The following is a 15,957-nucleotide window of genomic DNA, read 5'->3' as shown; positions in this document are numbered from 1 at the left end:
GTGTCCTCAATCGACGAAGACGAATTCGTTGCTGAGCATGAGCACCTGCGCGTAGCGGGCCCACATGGGCTCGTCCGGCGACGAGCCGAGGTATCCGTTGGCCAGATCGACCTCGCCCTGCGTCGCCGGTCGCTCCAGCACGCGTTCGTACAGGACGTTGATCCGCTGCGGGCGGTCGCCGATCGAAGCGGTCGACTGCGCCACCGCCTGCGCCTGCTCGGCGAGGAAGGGGCTGTTCATCATGAACAGCGACTGCTGGGGGACGGTCGTTTCGAGTCGCTGGGGCGTCGTGGCGTCGGGGCTGGCGAAGTCGAAGGCGCGGAGCGTCATCGGCAGGTCCTGCCGGTCGATGAATCCGTAAATCGCGCGGCGGGTCGAGGCGTGATCGGCGAACAGATCGACGGGCCGGCCGAACATCGACCCGTCGAGCCGATGGGCGGTCGCCAGCAGGGCGTCGCGCAGCGGCTCGAACTCGAGGCGCTTGCGGTTCATGTGCGAAATGAGCCGGTTTTCAGGATCGCGCTGGAGGCGATCGGGGTTGACTTCGCTGGCCTGCCGGTAGGTCGCCGAGAGCGCGATGGAGCGGATGATGCGCTTCGTGGACCAGCCGTGATCCATCAGATCGCGGGCCAGATAGTCGAGCAGGGCGGGGTGCGTCGGCTGCTCGCCGCGGACGCCGAAGTCGGCGGGCGTCCGCACGATCGCTTCGCCGATCAGATGCATCCAGATGCGATTGACCCACACGCGCGCCGTCAACGGATTGTCCGCACTCGCGATGGCCTTGGCCAATTCGAGGCGCCCGCTGCCGTCGTTGAATTTCTGTCCGCCCAGCACGCTTAAAAACCGCCGATCGACATTCTCGCCGCGGTTGCCCCCGCTGCCGCGCACGAACACGTAGGGGTTGTACGGCGAGCCATCGGTGACCGCCATCGCCCGCGGCGGAGCGCCCGGCGAGTTGAGCTGAAGATCGATGATCGCGCCTTTGAGCCGCTGAAACTTCTCACTCTCGCCTTGATCGAGGAATAGTTCCGGGCTTTCCTCGCAGATCGACTGTACCTTGGCGACAATCTCCGCCTTCTTCTCCGGCGTGATCGGATTGGGCTTGCCCGCCTCGCGCCACGCCCGCTTGAAATGACTTTCGAGCCGGCGACGCACGCGCGGAATCTGCTCCACCTGATCCGTCGCCAGCGACAGATATTCATCCGCCCGGTCCGCCGCTTCCTTCATCACCCGATCGTGCACTTCCTTGAGGTGATCGTCGACCGCCTTCTGCCGCTTGGCCAGTTCCGCCTGATATTCCGCCTTCTGCTGATCCGTGCCGCTCGCCTCGCCGACGATCGGCATGTCCATCGGCTCGGGCACATCCAGCGATCGGAACACGCCGTACATCGCGTAATAGTCCGTCGTCGGAATCGGATCGTACTTGTGGTCATGACAGCGGGCGCACCCGATGGTCAGACCCATCAGTCCGCGGCCGACGACGTCGATCCGGTCGTCGGTGATGTTGTCGATGTTGCCCAGGAACTGTCGCCCGACGGTCAGAAAGCCCAGCGCCGCCAGCGCCGGATCATTCGGCGCGAGCCCGAGCCGGTCCGCGGCGATCTGTTCGATGACGAAGCGGTCGTAAGGTTTGTCATCGTTGAGGGCGCGGATGACGTAATCGCGATAGGTCCATGCGAAGGGAAACTTCCGCTGGCGGCCCCCGCCGTCGTACCCGATCGTGTCGGCGTAGCGGGCGATGTCCAGCCAGTGCCGCGCCCATCGCTCGCCGAACTGCGGGCGGGCCAGCAGCTCGTCCACGATCTTGTCGTACGCGTTGGGCGATGCGTCATGAACGAACGCCTCGACCTGTTCGTACGTCGGCGGCAGACCGACAAGATCGAAGTACACGCGGCGGATCAGCGACCGCTTGTCCGCTTCGGGCGATGGGGGAACATTCTCCGCTTCGAGGCGACCGAGGACGAACCGGTCGATGGGCGATTTGACCCACGTTTCGTTCTTGACCGCCGGGGGGGCCGGATGCCCGACCGGCTGAACCGACCAGAGCGTCTTCTTGCCCTCTTCGACGGGCATCATGTGCGGACCGGCAATCGCCGAACGCACGATCAGCGTCGTCAAAACGGCAAAAATGCCAATCGCAATGGGGCGGGTCACGCGTCTCATGAAGTCCGTGGCGGGTTGGTCGGCTTCTGGGAGGGCTCGATCAAATACGTTCACACATTATATCGGCCCCATCGGCAGGGTCGATCCAAAAGACACAAAAGTCAGAGATCAGAAATCAGTGGTCAGAAGACGATCCGACCACTGATTTCTGATCTCTGACCTCTGCCTTCTGCGCTCTGCTCAATAGCTGGACGCGCTGCGGGGGTCCATGCTGACTTCGACGTGCCAGTCGAAGAACATGTAATTGCGGATGGCGCGGTAGTTGTCGGGCGAGCCGTGCGCGGGTTCATAAAGCACCTGCGCGGGCAGGCCGGGCGAAGGGGCCCATCCGCCGGGGTTGGACCAGTGATCGATGCACTTGAGCGCGAGCGTCGTCGACGGCTCGCGAATGGCGGTGACCGGCTGCGACGGATATTCGGGATACCCGTTGAAATCCGGATAGCCCAGCACGCGCGCCTTGGCGGACGAGTCGCCCGGGCCAAGCTGGTTGAGCGTCATCTTGTTTTCGCCGTACGACCCGTACATCTTGGTGTTTTCGGGTTTGACGGTGCTGGGCTGCGCGTGCGCGGAGCCGGGGTCGATGAACATCTTGTTGATGTAATGCTTGGAGCTGGAGGCGGACACGGGCGTGTTGAGATAGCGCGCCAGGTGCTCGGCGAGCTGGCCCGAGCCCTTGTAATACTCGGCCTGCTGCCCGTTCCAGCACGGGCCGGGGAAGTACCACTTGTTGTCATTGACGTAAAGCGCGATGCCCGCGCCGATCTGCTTCATGTTCGACCCGCAGGCGATGCGGTTGGCCTCCCGTCGGGCATTGGTGAGCGAAGGCAGCAGAATCGCGATGAGCAGCGCAATGATCGCCACGACGACGAGCAGCTCGATCAAGGTGAACGCGCGTTTTTGCATGACGATGCTCCCGATGAAAGCTCAGGGATGGCCATCCCTGAGCTTTCGACTTTCGATCCATCACCGACGACGACGCAGGATCAGGCCTGCGAACAGCGCCAGACCCGCGGGCAGGGCGGCGGGGGCGGGCACCATGTAGTCGACGGAGACGTTGTCGATGATGAAATCGTTGCTGGTGCCGCCGCTGGAAATGCCGAAGGCGCCGAAGTGCGTCGTGGTCACGCTCGTATCGAGGGCGGAGCCGATGAACACGCCGTCGATGTACAGGGACAGACGCATCGTGGTGGCGCTGAGGTGCTCTAGCAGGAGCTGGGCGAAATGGGCGACGGATTCGTCGAGGTCATAGTTGGCGACGGTGCCGAGCGTGATCTGTCCGCCGCCGCCGAGGAAGTCGCCCTGGGTCGTGCTGCCATCTTCGATGAACGTGACGCCGGTGGCGGTGCCGGTGGCGATGCTCACGAAGTACCCGGTGTCGGCGGCGGTGTTGGAGCCGTCGTCGTAGAGACCGAATCGGAGCCCGGCTGCCACGTTTTCCGCATTGACGACGCGGAAGTCGAAACTGGCGCTGACCTTCGTGCCGACGATGTCGGGCGTGTCGGTGAACTGCGTGCGGATTTTCTGAAACGTACCGCTGGTGGTGAAGCTCATGGCCTTGTTGGACCCGATCTGACCGGCGGCGAGGTTGTCATCGGTGACCAGCGCGATGCTGCCGCCGATGGCCGTCCACGCGGCATCGTTGGGGTCATCGCCGTCGTTGCCGGTGGTGGGGCTGGCGCCGGTGTCGAAATTGTCGTCAAAGACGTTGTTCCAGATTTCGACGCGGTAGTTGTCGCCGCGGAACTGCGGGGTGATGCCGCCGATGTTGGCGCCGTTGTTGTTATTGCCGGTTTCGAAAGCGATGGAGTCGAAAGTTGTCTGGAGGGGTCCCGCGTCCTTGCCGGTGGTGTCGGCGCCGGAGATGACGCCGGTGCCGATGCGGGCGGAGAGGTCGATGCGATCCGCGGTGGTGCGCTGGACGATGAACTCGACGTGATGCGGGTTGTTGTCACTGGTCAGGACATTGTTGTCGGTGCCTTGGCTGTACTGCACGCTGCCGCCGAGGTAGCCCGTGGCGGTGCCGGAGTAGGTCTGGTTCAGCGTGGCGGTGTTGATGGTGCCGGTGCTGGTGGCGACGAAATAGGCGGAGTCGGCGGTGCCTACGGCGGAGGCTGAATCGAGGAGTCCGAATCGCAGGGCGGCGTCCTGATTGCCGAAGTCAGTCAGCCGGTAGTCGAAGATGAGTTTGATGCGTTGGCGATCTTCGGTGAGCGTGATAGGGGAGAAGAGGCCGGTGAATCCTTGGAAGGTTCCGGTCGTCGTGAGTTGGATTGCGTTTCCGCCATTGAGGCCGGGGGAGCCGTTGTCGTTGACGATGCTGAGGGGGCCGCCGCCGGTGGCCATGGTCCACGCGGCGTCGTTGGGGTCCGCGCCGTTGGTCAGTCCGCCGTCGTTGAATGCGTCATCGACGATGAGGCCGCCGCGGGCCTGCACGCCGGCGAGCGAAAGGGCGGCCAGCGCGGCCAGGACAAGCGGACGACGGGTTTGACGGTCATTGCGGCTGCGGATCATGGGACGTTCTCCTCAATAGAGTGGTTTGCGAATCAGACGCCTCGGCGGGGGCGGCGGCGCTGACGATCAGATCATCGATGAACAGCGAGCCGGTCAGATTCCCCAGGCCCAGGTACACGCGGTCAAAGTGAGCAAATACTTCGTCACTTGCATCAACGTGATCGAGAATGATGCGGTTGTCGAGCAGGCCGATCGTGCGTACGCCCGCCGGCACGCGCTCCAGCACGAGCGCCATCTGATGCGGCAGGCCGTCGACGATCGGCGTCGGGGCGTGACGATCGAGGACCACGCCGGAGATGCTGCCGCCGAGGGGCATGTCGCCGGCAGGTTCGTGATAGAGAACCGCAGTCGGGCCGCGCGAGCCGCCGTCAAACTGGAACGCGATGTGATAGCCGACATCGTCAGTGGGCACATCGGTGCCGGCGCTGTCGAAGAGGCCCATGCGAAGGCCGTTGGTGAACTCCTCGCGCAGTTCGTACGACCCGGGCTCGATGCGGAATCTCAGCGACGCCCGCAGGGTCGCGCCCACGGCGTTCAGGTCCACCGCATCGAACGCATCGCTCATGCGCGCGAAGGTCGAATGGGCGGTCCAGTTCACCGCCAGTCCCCGGGCATCGAGCTTCGGGTCCGCGACCTGCACGAGCGTGACGCCCTGCGAAATCGATCGCAGGCGATCGAGCATCTTCATGACTGTCGGGCCCGATGGGTCATCGAAGTGAGCGGCGAGGCGATCTTCGTAACGGATCGGAATCGGCGACGCCAGATCGAAAGCGATCGGTCCCAGCCGCGACGCACCCGGCTCGTAAGCGCCCGAGTACGCCGCGGCGAGATTCAGCGGCGGCTGATCCGCGCGCTCCATCCGCACATGCCCCTCGCGGGTATGCACGATGGTCCGACCGGCGGCGTCGATGAGCATGTTGAACTGCGTGCCGAGGTCGATGACGCGCACGCCATCGGGCCCGGTGACGGTAAAGCCCCGCGCCCGGGCGGGCACGAGGGCCGAGAGCGATCCGCTGAGCAGTCGCGCTTCGCCGGCGTTGATCATCTCCAGACTGCACGGCCCGGTCAGATCGACGACCGCGCCGCTGGTGAACATCAACTGCGCCTTGCCCTGCGACAGATTGAACACGCCCGTATAGAGCGAAGCGCCGAGATTCACCGCGTCGTCGGCGATGTGGGCGTCGGCGGAAAGATCCGTCAAAAGCGCGACGGAGGGCTTGGCGCCGGGCACGGATTTCTTCGGCTCGGTGTTCGAGTTGGCGACGAATATGACAAACAGACCCACGCCCAGAAGCATCAAGGCGGCGACGTACCAGACACGTCGGCCGGACCTGGGCATCGGCGCGGCTTGGGCCGGACGAGGCAGCAGTCGAGCCATCGGCGGCGTGATCTGCGGCGCGGCGAGGGGCTGACCGAATTGATGTTGAAGCAGGGCGTGCGTGCTCAGATATTCGAGGTAGAAGCGACGCGCCGCAGCGTCATCACGGACGACGTCGCGCAGGCGAACGGACTGCGACTCGGTCAGCGAGCCGGCCAGCAGGGCGGGCATCAATTCCGCGAGTTCGGCGGCGAGGGGTTCGGGGAGCGTCATGGGTGCGCTCCCCCGGCGAGCCGGCTGTTGATGCAGTTCATGAGCCGCACGCGGATGCGGTGCATCGCCTGCGTGACGGCGTTTGGCTTGAGCTGGACACGATCGGCGATCGCGCTGATGGTCAGGTTCGATTCGTAATGCAGCGAGAGCAGGTCACGCTGCCGCTCGGATAGCGATTCGAGACACGTGTGCAGCGCCTTCTGCCGATCGTCGAGGTCGATATAGACCGCCGCGGCGTCGTCGGCGAGGCCCTTGAGCATGGCGTCATCGAAAACGAGCCGCTCGCGCGAACGCTTCTGCCGGGCGGCGAGCGTCTGCAGGTACGCCACATGCAGCGCCCACGACGCGAAGCTCGTCCCTTCCGTAAACTCCTCAGACTTGTGCCAGAGCACCACGTTCGTCTCCTGCAGGACGTCGGCGGCGACATTCGGGTCGGCGGTCAGCGAAAGGATGTACGCGTAGAGCCGGCTTTGAAAGCCCGTCAGGTGGCGGATGAAGCTGTCGGTCCGCGGGTCACGTTGCATCCGGCTGGGCCTCTCGAAATGTCCCTCTCCATCCACGCTATAACACACCCGCCCAATCGCTTACGGGACGCGCTAAAAATATTTTCGCGTGAAAACCTCGTCAGGACCTAACCACCCGCTCTAGCGGCTCTTGCGCTTGCGGTCCTTTTTCTTACGCTTGGACCGCAGACGCGTCTTGAGCTTGGGGCCGCCGCTGGTCCCCATCGCCGCCAGATCCGTCCGCCCCAGTCCCCCCAGCGCCCGCATCTTCCCGATCGCGCTCATGCCCGCCATCTGCTTGGTCATGTTCTGCACCATCGAAAAACCCTTGACGAGCTGGCCCACATCCTCCGGCCGCGTCCCCGAACCCTTGCTCACGCGCCGCCGGCGGGAGTTGTCGAGCAGGTCCACATCCTTCCGCTCGTCCTTCGTCATCGAGTTGATCATCGCCTCCGTGCGATCAAGCTGACGATCGTCCATGTCCAGATTCTTAAGCTGCGACCCGATGCCCGGCAGCATGCCCAGCAGCGCCTTCATCGACCCCATCCGCCGGATCGTCTTGAGCTGGCCGAGGAAGTCGTCCATCGTCATCTTCCCCTGCTCCATCTTCTTCTGGAGCTTCAGTGCCTCTTCCTCGCTGACCTGCTCCTGCGCGCGTTCGACGAGACTGACGACGTCACCCATGCCCAGAATGCGGCTGGCCATGCGGTCGGGATGGAACTCGTCCAGCGCGTCGATCTTCTCGCCGGTGCCGATGAATTTGATGGGTTTGCCCGTGACGTGTTTGACGGAAAGAGCCGCCCCGCCGCGCGTGTCCGAGTCAGTCTTGGAGAGGATCACGCCGTCGAGCTCGAGCTGTTCGTTGAACGCCTTGGCGGAGTTGACGGCGTCCTGGCCGGTCATGGCGTCGATGACGAGATAAATCTGATGCGGGTTGAGCGCCTTGTTGACCTGGCGCAGTTCGTCCATCAGTTCGTCGTTGACGTGAAGCCGGCCCGCCGTGTCGAGCACGAGGACATCGACGCCCGCCTTCTGCGCTTCCTTGAACGCATTGCGGCAGACCTTGACGGCAACGCCGATCGCCTTGCCGTATTCGGCGCACTTGTCGGGTTCGCCGTAAAAGAGCACGCGGCCCCCGCCGGGCGAATCGGCCTGCACCTGCGTCGCCAGCGTGCGAAGCTGCTCCACCGCCGCCGGACGCTGAAGGTCCGCCGCGGCGAGCATGACGCTCTTGCCCTTCTTTTTCAGATAAGCCGCCAGCTTTCCGCACGTCGTCGTCTTGCCCGAGCCCTGAAGCCCGCACATCATCACGATCGTCGGCGCCGGCTGCACGTACATGATGTGCGTATCGACCGGCCCCATCAGCGAGACCAGTTCGTCGTATACGATCTTGATCATCTGTTCGCCGGGCTTGAGACTCTTGATGACCTCCGCGCCCAGCGCCTTCTCGACAATGTCATCGCAGAACTTTTTGACGACTTCGTAATGCACGTCCGCTTCGAGCAGCGCCGTCCGCACTTCCGCCATCGCTTCTTCGACGTTCGATTCGCTGATGCGCCCGCGCCCCGAAAGCTTGCGGAACACGTTCGAAAACTTGTCTGTGAGATTGTCGAGCATAGGTCAGGTCCATTCGCCTTTGAGTAAGTCGCACATCATAGCCGATGCCGCGTCCCCCGTGTACGTCAGCCGAATCGCCCCCGCCCCGTTTTCCGCCGGTACGCCGCATTGACGCGCTCGGTCAACTCCCGCAGCGACGCCCCCAGCGTTCGATCCGCCCGCATCGCCGCACGCAGGCATCGACATGCCTCCCGACGCGTCACATTGTCCGGCACCGTCTCCAACAGCAGCGCCAGCATCCGGTCGATCTGCGGCCCGTTGCGCCGCTTCCGCAACCCCGCCGGGTCGATCAGCACCGGCGTCGCCGACCCGCCCGCACACGCCGCATCAATCATGATGTTCCGCGCCTTGTGGTCCCGGTTGACCAGGCCTTCCTTGGTCATCTTGCCGATCTGTCGGCCGACCGCGTCCGCCACCCATCGCCGCGGCGCACGGCGGATTTCCTGCGTCAGATAGGTATGCAGATCGACGCCGTGGATGCGCGGCAGGAGCAGCGCATCGCTCGCCCCCGCATGCACCAATGCCAGCGGCTCGCACACCCGGATGCCGCGCTTGGCCAGTCGATGCGCCCCGTGCCATTCGCGCCACGCCGGCGAGCAGCGCAGATGATGATACAACCGGTGCAGCGCTTCCGAACCCGGCGGGGGCGTGTGCCACTTGATCACGAACGCCTGCCCGACCAGGTCGATTTCGACGACCCGCGTCCGCAGACTCGTCTTGAGCACGCGCTTCTCGCTGGCCCGGTTGAGCAGAATCGCCATCAGACTCGCCGTCCTTGCCGGTTTGACATTGAGGCGCTGCGTCAGGGCGTGCGAAACCCAGGCCGTCGCGCCGTTGATCGTGCAGCGGATCGGGCTTGCGTGATGGAGCGGCGCGGTGTCGGGCGCGGGTGCGTTCACCGTCATCCTCTTGTGAAGAGTCTGCTAGTATATGGCCGGTCGTCGGGGCCGCCAACGCCGCCGAACGATGCCCGATGCGATGCGCCCCATGAACGATGCACCTTTTTTCACCATCGGTTTGCCGACCTACAACCGCGCCGATTTCCTGCGCGAATGTCTTGCCCATCTGCTCCAGCAATCCTTCCCCGACTTCGAACTGGTCATCGCCGACAACTGCTCCACCGATCACACACCCGACGTCGTCGCCTCCTTCTCCGACCCGCGCATCCGGTACGTCCGCCACGATCAAAACGTCGGCGGATTCGAGAACTTCCGCTTCCTGACCCGCCGGATTCGCGGGCAGTACTTCGTCGTCAATCAGGACGATGACCTGCTTCATCATGACTTTCTGCGCCGTTGTCACGCCGCCGTTGCGCCGCATGATGACATCGTTCTCTACGCGACGCCCCTCTGGCGCGGCGACCTCGTCAACAACATGACCTCCGTCCTGCTCATGGACCCCGTCGCCTCGTCAACCGATCGCATCCTCAGCGACGAACCGTTCATCCTCGACGGCCGGCGCGTCGCCGTCGGCATGCTCCATTCTTTCATCTTCATGCACCCCGCGCTGGCGTTTAAGTCCTCCGACTTCCTCGCCATCGGCGGCTACTCCGACGCCGCGCCGGCCGTGTCCGACCTGATCACCACCGCCCGGCTTCTTCTGCGCGGGCGCATGGCCTATGACCCCCGCGTCGGCGCGATCTTCCGTCATCACGGCGGCAACTTCTCGCACAACATGAGCGTCGAAGATCGTCGCCTGCGCTATGCCGACCGTTACAACCCCGTCATTGCCGAACTCGAATCCGCCGGCGTCGACTGGCGCACCGACCTCGCCGCCGACCTCGCCCGCATGGCGCAGGCCGATCGCATGGAACTGATGCGCACCTGGCTCCGAACCGGCGCGCCCAAGTCGATGATCGATCTGCTCTGGTCCGCCCTGCGCACCGAGTGCGACTCATCCTTCAAACTCTACCGCATGCTCTCCCGCCGCCTCGGCCTCCGCCGCACGATTCGACTCGCCATCGGCGGATGAACCAATGGGTCATCTCGAAAGCCGACCAATTCGCGCTTCCGATATAACCAATAGCAAATGCCTAATGCCTAATGACCAATGCATTTGTCATTAGGCATTAGGCATTTGTCAATTCTCAACGGAAGACAGAATCCCCTTCAACACCTGACAAACCCGCTCCACCTGCTCGCGGGTCAGGCACATCGCCGACGGCAGATTCAGCCCGCGCGGGCACAGGTCGTACGACACGACATTCCGCTTTGCCGCCGAATCAACCTGCGGGTGATTCGCATACGCCGGCAGCGAAGTCAGCGGCGCGAAGAACGGCCGCGTATCGATCTGATGCTCATCAAACCGCGCCATCAGATCCCGGCTCGTCAATCCGTACTTCGCATCGACGATCGCGGTGACCATCCAGTAACTGTTCCGCACGCCGATCGGCTCGGCGTTGAGCGTCACGCCCGGCACATCCTTCAAATACTCCGCATACCACGCGAAAATTTCCCGTTTCCGCGCGACCAATTCTTCGATGCGCTCGATCTGCGCCAAGCCCACCGCCGCCTGAAGCGGGCTCATCTTGTATTTGAACGCCACTTCCGTATTGCGAAAGTACCGATCGCCCGGCGGGCGCCCGTGATCGCGCAGAAACAGGATGCGGTCGAACAGGGCCTTGTCGTTCGTCGTGAGCATGCCGCCTTCGCCGGTCGTCAGCGTTTTCGATCCATGAAAGCTGTACACGCCGACGTCGCCGAAGCTCCCGGCCTTGCGCCCGCCGAGCGTCGAACCGATCGCCTCCGCGGCGTCTTCGATGATCCGGACCTTGTGTCGATCCGCCACGCGACGAATCGCCGGCCAGTCGGGCATCGAACCGTACAGGTTGACGGGAATGACCGCCTTCGTCCGCGGCGTGATCGCATTCTCGAACGCCGCCGCATCCATGCACCACGTCCGCCGATCCACATCGACGAATACCGGCGTCGCGCCGACGTAGTTGATCGGCGCCGCCGACGCGATCCATGTCGCATCCGGCACGATCACCTCGTCGCCCGGCCCGACTTTCATGGCGACGAGCGCCAGATGAATCCCCGCCGTGCAGTGCGGCAGACTCACCGCATGCTCCACGCCGATGTACTGCGCCAGCGCCTGCTCGAATCGTTTGGGATAGTCCCCCGCACGGTGGTACCACCCGTGCTCCGCGGCGTCGGCGGCGTAGCGCACCTCGCGCTCGGTGATCCACGGCCCGGCGACGGGAATCCGCTCCATGGCCCTCAGTCCTTGATGCATTTGAGATACCCGTCCGGCGCGACCGTGATGAGCAGGCGATCCTGAATCGACTGATCGATCTCGAACCGGTCGCATTCCTTGAGATATTCCCACACCGCCGTCTTCGGGTTCGCCGTCTTGTTCCACGGCCGATTCGGATAAAACCCTTCGGGCATGTCCTCGATCCCGGTGTCCATCACGATGCAGTAACTGCCCGCGCGGACCAGCGGGGCGTACGCCCGCAGCTCCGCCATGACATGCTCATGCGTGTGATTGGAATCGAGGATGACCAAGGGGTTCTTCGCCCCCGCCGCCATCGCTTTGACCTTCGCCACGATGTCCGGGTCGATCGCCGACCCCTGCACCAGGTCGATGCGCTTGGCCAGCGGATGCGCTTCGATGACCGCGCGGTTGTGCGGGCGGATGTCGATGTCGACGCCGATCACCCGGCCTTCGCCGCCGAGCAGGGCGAGGATCGAAGCCGAGAGAATCAGCGAGCCCCCGTGCGCGACGCCGGTCTCGATGACGACATCGGGCTTGACGCTCCAGAGGATCTCCTGCACGCTGACGATGTCCTGCGGGCACTGGATGATCGGCACGCCGAGCCATTTGAAGTTGTACGTGTAGCGGATGCCCGCCGTGTCGCGCAGGAAGTTCATGCCCATCCGGCGCATCTGCGTCATGTCGGCGGCGGGGGGATTGTCGGAAGCGGGTGAGGTCATGTGGATTGAACCGTAGAGTCGATTTACTTGGCGGGGCGCTTGGCGACGATGTTGATCATGTTGCATTCTTCAGGGCGTTCCTTGCCGTACGCGTAGCACGCATCGCAGAACGCCTTGCGCCAGTCCTTGGCTTTCTCCGCCCCGACGCGGCCCCAGCCGAACACGCCTTCGTCCCACTGCTTCTGTTCCAGCAGCCAGTTCATCTGCGCCTGCGAGAGAATCTTGTAAAACACGCCGCCGGTCGTCACGATGTCGAGCCCGGCTTCGGTCACGTGCTGCTTGAGCAGGTCCATGTCGTAATACCGCCGATGACCGGCGACATCGAGATCGAAGGGCGAAAGCTCGTGCTCGTCCGTCAGCGATCCCATCATCTTCGAGATCCGCCGATTCGCCGCCATCGCGTTGGGCACATTGACGATCAAGACGCCCTCGTCCGCGAGGTTCCGGCTCACCGAGCGCAGCAGATCGACGGGGTTCATCACATGTTCGAGCAGATTGAGCATCGTGATCGTGGTGAACGCGCCGGGTTCGTCGATGTCCTCGGCCATGCCGTGCACGAACTCGAAATTCGGATACGCCGCCCGCGCCTCGGCGATGATCGGCTCCGACGCATCGACGGCGACGATCCGCTCGAAGGGGAACCGCTCGGCCATCATGCCCGTCAGCATCCCGTTGCCGCAGGCCAGATCCAGCAGCGTCGGCGGCTTGGCGTGCTCGAGCGCGCTGCGGACGATGTACTCGGCGACGAGCGTTTCGTAAGCCGCGTAAAACTTGCCGCGCTGCCACGGGATGGCCTTTTGCCTCGAGAGTTCAGCCGAGCGTTCATCCGACATGGGGGCGTCCGTTCCTTTCGTTCCACAGGGCGATGTACCGCCGCAGGCCCTCCCTGGGGTCGATTTGGGCCGTCCAGCCCAACTCGTGCTCCGCGCGGTCAAAGCCAAGGCGTATGTTACTGGCCCGGTCATCGAGATTCAATGTACGCCGCTCGCTCGCCGAACCGGTCGCGCCGATGATGAACTCGGCGATCTGTCGCGTGGTCATCGCCTCCGCCGTCCCCAGATGAATCACCCCGTCGGGCTGCCGCAGCAGCGTATGAATCATCGCGGCACGCAGGTCATCGATGTGCAGCAGCTCCAGCGCCGGCTCGCCGTTGAGATATTCATGCGTCACGATCGCTTCGTTCTCCGCCGCCCGCTGCACGAAGGTTCGCAAGAACATCGGCGGGCTTCCGGGGGCCGGGTCGCCGTACACCACGCCCGGCCGCAGCACCGCCGCGCGAAGCTGATGCACCGCGCGATGCATGTCGATGAGCTGCTCGGCCAGCGCATGCGTTTGTCCGATCGTCGAACGCGGACGCACCGGTGCGCGTTCATCAACGCGCTCGTGGTCCAGCCCGCTGAACACTTCCGCGCTGCTCAGGTAAACCAGATACAGATCATTGAGCACGCACACGTCCAGCACGTTTTTGAGCATCGAAAGCGTCTGACCCACCGCCTCATTGACATGCGGCACCGCCGGCGAAGCCAGATGCAGCACCGTCCCCGCATCGCATTCGATGGTGCGCAAATGGAGCAGCGCCGCATTCGACAGCGCGGCCCCTTCGATCATCGTCGTATCGAGCGACGCGGCCGTGAGCGCCGGCATGAGCGCATCATCCGGATGCAGCGCCGGGCCGGTAACGATGACATTCGTCGGCGACGTGCGTCGGCGGATCGGCAATAATCCTCCGGCGCGCCCGACGATTTCGATCATCTGCGGTTTGATCTGCGTTTCACCGGTGGCGGTCAACACACGCTCGACGGCCGCACTGAACGTATCGCTGCCGGTCATCGCCAATACGCCCGCCGCAATCGCATTGGAGCGCGACATGCCCCGGTCGCAGCAGACAACCACCTTCCGCCCCGACTTCATCGCCGCGGCGCCCTGATGAAGTAGGTCGGCAACCGCGCCCGCCGTGTTGCCCCCGCGATCCACCAGGTCGCGCACATCCAGAATGTGGCAATCGCTCAGCGAGTCAACCTGCTCGTAGGGCGCGGTGCCGAGTTGGTCGGTGATCCAGCGCGTCATGGGGCGTGCCCGTCGGCGGTGAATGTTTCGGTCAGACTGCGGAGATAATAACCGGGTGTGATCGCCGGGGGGGTCGGCGATGCGCCATCGAGAATATGCCGCAAATACAGGTCGATTTCGTTCACGCCCGCGCACGCCCGAAGATACGTCGAAGCGGAGAAACGAGGATTGATTTCAAAAGCGATCAATCGCCCGCCGCGCACGCGGGCTTGAATATTCATCGGCCCCGTCGAGCCCAGCGACTCGGCAAGGCGGCGCGCATCCGCCTCAAGCTGCGGAAAATGATCGATGAGTCCTTGCGAATATCCGCTGGAGATGAGGCCGAAATCGGTGGCGACGCTGACGGAGAGCTTGGTGTGGAACAGTCGCTTCATGCTCACCACGCTCACCACTTGTCCACTCGGCAGACTCAGCACGCCGATCGTGAACTCGCCTTCGTCAAGCGGAATGTACTCCTGCGCGAGGGCCCGGCCGGCGTGACGGATGATGTACTGAAGATAAAGCTCCGCCTCGGCGCGGTCGGCGGCGAGGAAGACGAAGCGGCTTCCCCCGGACCCGGTCGCGGGCTTGACGACGCAGGGCATGGGCACATCCGCCAATTTCGACAGGTCGGCGGCGTCATCGAACGAAACCGTGCGCGGCATGGCGATGTTCAGCCGCGCCAGCTCATCAAAGCAGCGGCTCTTGTCGGAGCAGACAGCGACGACGCGCGGGTCGTTGACGGCGATGGGCACGCCGATCGCGCCGAACGCATCGGACGCTTCGCTGAGCAGCGACATGGGCTGCTCGCCGCCGGGCACGATCGCGCGGATGCGATGTTGTTTGCACAGTGCGAGCACATCCTCGATGTAATGCTCGCGCCGCACGAGCGCCGCTTCGACGCCCGGCTCAAAAAGCCCGAACGCCAGCGGCGAAATGTCGCAACCCACGATGTCGTACCGGCCGGCCAGACGCAGACATTTGATGACCTCGGTGCCGAGCGAGGCCCCGCCGACGCCGGCGACCAGAATGCGCGGCTTGTCAGAGGCCATGACTCACCTCGAAATCCGGGTAATTCGCATCCCGCTCGCTGAGACACTCCGGTGCGAGCGGCCAGTCGATCTTGAACGCCGCATCGTTGTATCGCGCTCCGCGGGCTGAACCGGCGTGCTGCGGTTTGTCCATCATGTAGAGCACTTCCGTGTCGGGCGCGAGCGTGATGAACCCATGCGCGAACCCGGGTCCGATGCACAGCGACTTGCGATTGCTTGATGTCAACTCGACGCCGAACCATAGGCGAAACGTCGGCGAATCGATGCGCAGATCGACCGCGACGTCGAAGATCGCGCCGCTGGTGACGCGGACGATTTTCGTTTCACCGTGCGGGGCCGCCTGCCAGTGCAGGCCGCGCAGCGTCGCGCGCTTCGGATTGACGGACACGCTGCACTGGGCGAGCGATGCCGGCAATCCTTGCGATGCGAACGTCTGGCCGCACCAGGTGCGGGCGAAGAAGCCGCGGGCGTCGGCGATCGGTTCGATCTCGACGACGAAGAGGCCCGAGAGTGGCGTGGGGTTCAATCGCATGGCGGTA

Annotated in this window: 14 protein-coding genes; 1 reads left to right on the top strand and 13 read right to left on the bottom strand. The window is 64.0% G+C overall.

What is annotated here, in order from left to right; genetic code table 11:
• Positions 1-6: 6 nt before the first annotated feature.
• From GC162_18770 to GC162_18740, 7 genes are all read right to left on the bottom strand, one after another.
• On the bottom strand, positions 7-2,163 hold the full coding sequence (locus GC162_18770) for a DUF1553 domain-containing protein (GenBank protein MBI1370686.1): 2,157 nt from the start codon (positions 2,161-2,163) through the stop codon (positions 7-9).
• A gap of 180 nt (positions 2,164-2,343) precedes the next feature.
• Positions 2,344-3,066 carry a prepilin-type N-terminal cleavage/methylation domain-containing protein gene (locus GC162_18765; protein ID MBI1370685.1) on the bottom strand — a complete coding sequence of 241 codons (723 nt, stop codon included), beginning with the start codon at positions 3,064-3,066 and terminating at the stop codon, positions 2,344-2,346.
• Positions 3,067-3,126: 60 nt separating this feature from the next.
• On the bottom strand, positions 3,127-4,674 hold the full coding sequence (locus tag GC162_18760; GenBank protein MBI1370684.1) for a hypothetical protein: 1,548 nt from the start codon (positions 4,672-4,674) through the stop codon (positions 3,127-3,129).
• Positions 4,655-6,265 (bottom strand): hypothetical protein, encoded by a 1,611-nt coding sequence (locus GC162_18755; GenBank protein MBI1370683.1) that lies wholly within the window; start codon positions 6,263-6,265, stop codon positions 4,655-4,657. The genes GC162_18760 and GC162_18755 overlap by 20 nt, the downstream gene beginning before the upstream one ends.
• Complete coding sequence (locus GC162_18750) at positions 6,262-6,789, bottom strand: sigma-70 family RNA polymerase sigma factor (protein MBI1370682.1); 528 nt, start codon at positions 6,787-6,789, stop codon at positions 6,262-6,264. Before GC162_18750 ends, GC162_18755 begins: the two co-directional genes overlap by 4 nt.
• Positions 6,790-6,909: 120 nt before the next feature.
• Positions 6,910-8,385: a signal recognition particle protein gene (locus GC162_18745; protein MBI1370681.1), complete on the bottom strand. Its 1,476-nt coding sequence runs from the start codon at positions 8,383-8,385 to the stop codon at positions 6,910-6,912.
• Between the two features lie 65 nt (positions 8,386-8,450).
• Positions 8,451-9,290, bottom strand: coding sequence for a hypothetical protein (locus GC162_18740; GenBank protein MBI1370680.1), 840 nt, complete (start codon positions 9,288-9,290; stop codon positions 8,451-8,453).
• Positions 9,291-9,315: 25 nt separating this feature from the next.
• Between GC162_18740 and GC162_18735 the strand changes: the two genes are divergently transcribed.
• A complete protein-coding gene (locus GC162_18735) occupies positions 9,316-10,356 on the top strand; it encodes a glycosyltransferase (protein MBI1370679.1) in 1,041 nt (346 codons plus the stop codon).
• Between the two features lie 108 nt (positions 10,357-10,464).
• Here GC162_18735 and GC162_18730 read toward each other — a convergent pair whose 3' ends face one another.
• Genes GC162_18730 through GC162_18705 form a run of 6 tightly spaced genes read right to left on the bottom strand, consistent with a single transcriptional unit; the run spans position 10,465 to position 15,950 of the window.
• The gene (locus GC162_18730; protein MBI1370678.1) at positions 10,465-11,598 is read right to left on the bottom strand and encodes an aminotransferase class I/II-fold pyridoxal phosphate-dependent enzyme; all 1,134 of its coding nucleotides are present in this window, start codon (positions 11,596-11,598) and stop codon (positions 10,465-10,467) included.
• Between the two features lie 5 nt (positions 11,599-11,603).
• The gene (locus GC162_18725) at positions 11,604-12,320 is read right to left on the bottom strand and encodes a cephalosporin hydroxylase (protein MBI1370677.1); all 717 of its coding nucleotides are present in this window, start codon (positions 12,318-12,320) and stop codon (positions 11,604-11,606) included.
• A 23-nt stretch (positions 12,321-12,343) separates the two neighbouring features.
• The gene (locus GC162_18720; protein ID MBI1370676.1) at positions 12,344-13,285 is read right to left on the bottom strand and encodes a methyltransferase domain-containing protein; all 942 of its coding nucleotides are present in this window, start codon (positions 13,283-13,285) and stop codon (positions 12,344-12,346) included.
• Positions 13,143-14,387: an NAD-dependent epimerase/dehydratase family protein gene (locus GC162_18715; GenBank protein MBI1370675.1), complete on the bottom strand. Its 1,245-nt coding sequence runs from the start codon at positions 14,385-14,387 to the stop codon at positions 13,143-13,145. Before GC162_18715 ends, GC162_18720 begins: the two co-directional genes overlap by 143 nt.
• Entirely contained in the window at positions 14,384-15,418 is a 1,035-nt protein-coding gene (locus tag GC162_18710) for an ATP-grasp domain-containing protein (GenBank protein ID MBI1370674.1), read from the bottom strand. Before GC162_18710 ends, GC162_18715 begins: the two co-directional genes overlap by 4 nt.
• Positions 15,408-15,950: a dTDP-4-dehydrorhamnose 3,5-epimerase gene (locus tag GC162_18705; protein MBI1370673.1), complete on the bottom strand. Its 543-nt coding sequence runs from the start codon at positions 15,948-15,950 to the stop codon at positions 15,408-15,410. The genes GC162_18710 and GC162_18705 overlap by 11 nt, the downstream gene beginning before the upstream one ends.
• Positions 15,951-15,957: the final 7 nt, after the last annotated feature.

This window comes from Planctomycetota bacterium, from assembly GCA_016125255.1.
GTDB lineage: Bacteria > Planctomycetota > Phycisphaerae > Phycisphaerales > Zrk34 > RI-421.
Note: the sequence above shows the minus strand (reverse complement) of the source record. Positions and strands in the feature narration are given on the sequence as shown.

Coding starts and splice junctions, on each gene's coding strand:
- GC162_18770 (MBI1370686.1), bottom strand. CDS start 2,163: ATGAGACGCGTGACCCGCCCCATTGCGATTGGCATTTTTGCCGTTTTG.
- GC162_18765 (MBI1370685.1), bottom strand. CDS start 3,066: ATGCAAAAACGCGCGTTCACCTTGATCGAGCTGCTCGTCGTCGTGGCG.
- GC162_18760 (MBI1370684.1), bottom strand. CDS start 4,674: ATGATCCGCAGCCGCAATGACCGTCAAACCCGTCGTCCGCTTGTCCTG.
- GC162_18755 (MBI1370683.1), bottom strand. CDS start 6,265: ATGACGCTCCCCGAACCCCTCGCCGCCGAACTCGCGGAATTGATGCCC.
- GC162_18750 (MBI1370682.1), bottom strand. CDS start 6,789: ATGCAACGTGACCCGCGGACCGACAGCTTCATCCGCCACCTGACGGGC.
- GC162_18745 (MBI1370681.1), bottom strand. CDS start 8,385: ATGCTCGACAATCTCACAGACAAGTTTTCGAACGTGTTCCGCAAGCTT.
- GC162_18740 (MBI1370680.1), bottom strand. CDS start 9,290: ATGACGGTGAACGCACCCGCGCCCGACACCGCGCCGCTCCATCACGCA.
- GC162_18735 (MBI1370679.1), top strand. CDS start 9,316: ATGGCCGGTCGTCGGGGCCGCCAACGCCGCCGAACGATGCCCGATGCG.
- GC162_18730 (MBI1370678.1), bottom strand. CDS start 11,598: ATGGAGCGGATTCCCGTCGCCGGGCCGTGGATCACCGAGCGCGAGGTG.
- GC162_18725 (MBI1370677.1), bottom strand. CDS start 12,320: ATGACCTCACCCGCTTCCGACAATCCCCCCGCCGCCGACATGACGCAG.
- GC162_18720 (MBI1370676.1), bottom strand. CDS start 13,285: ATGACCGGGCCAGTAACATACGCCTTGGCTTTGACCGCGCGGAGCACG.
- GC162_18715 (MBI1370675.1), bottom strand. CDS start 14,387: ATGACGCGCTGGATCACCGACCAACTCGGCACCGCGCCCTACGAGCAG.
- GC162_18710 (MBI1370674.1), bottom strand. CDS start 15,418: ATGGCCTCTGACAAGCCGCGCATTCTGGTCGCCGGCGTCGGCGGGGCC.
- GC162_18705 (MBI1370673.1), bottom strand. CDS start 15,950: ATGCGATTGAACCCCACGCCACTCTCGGGCCTCTTCGTCGTCGAGATC.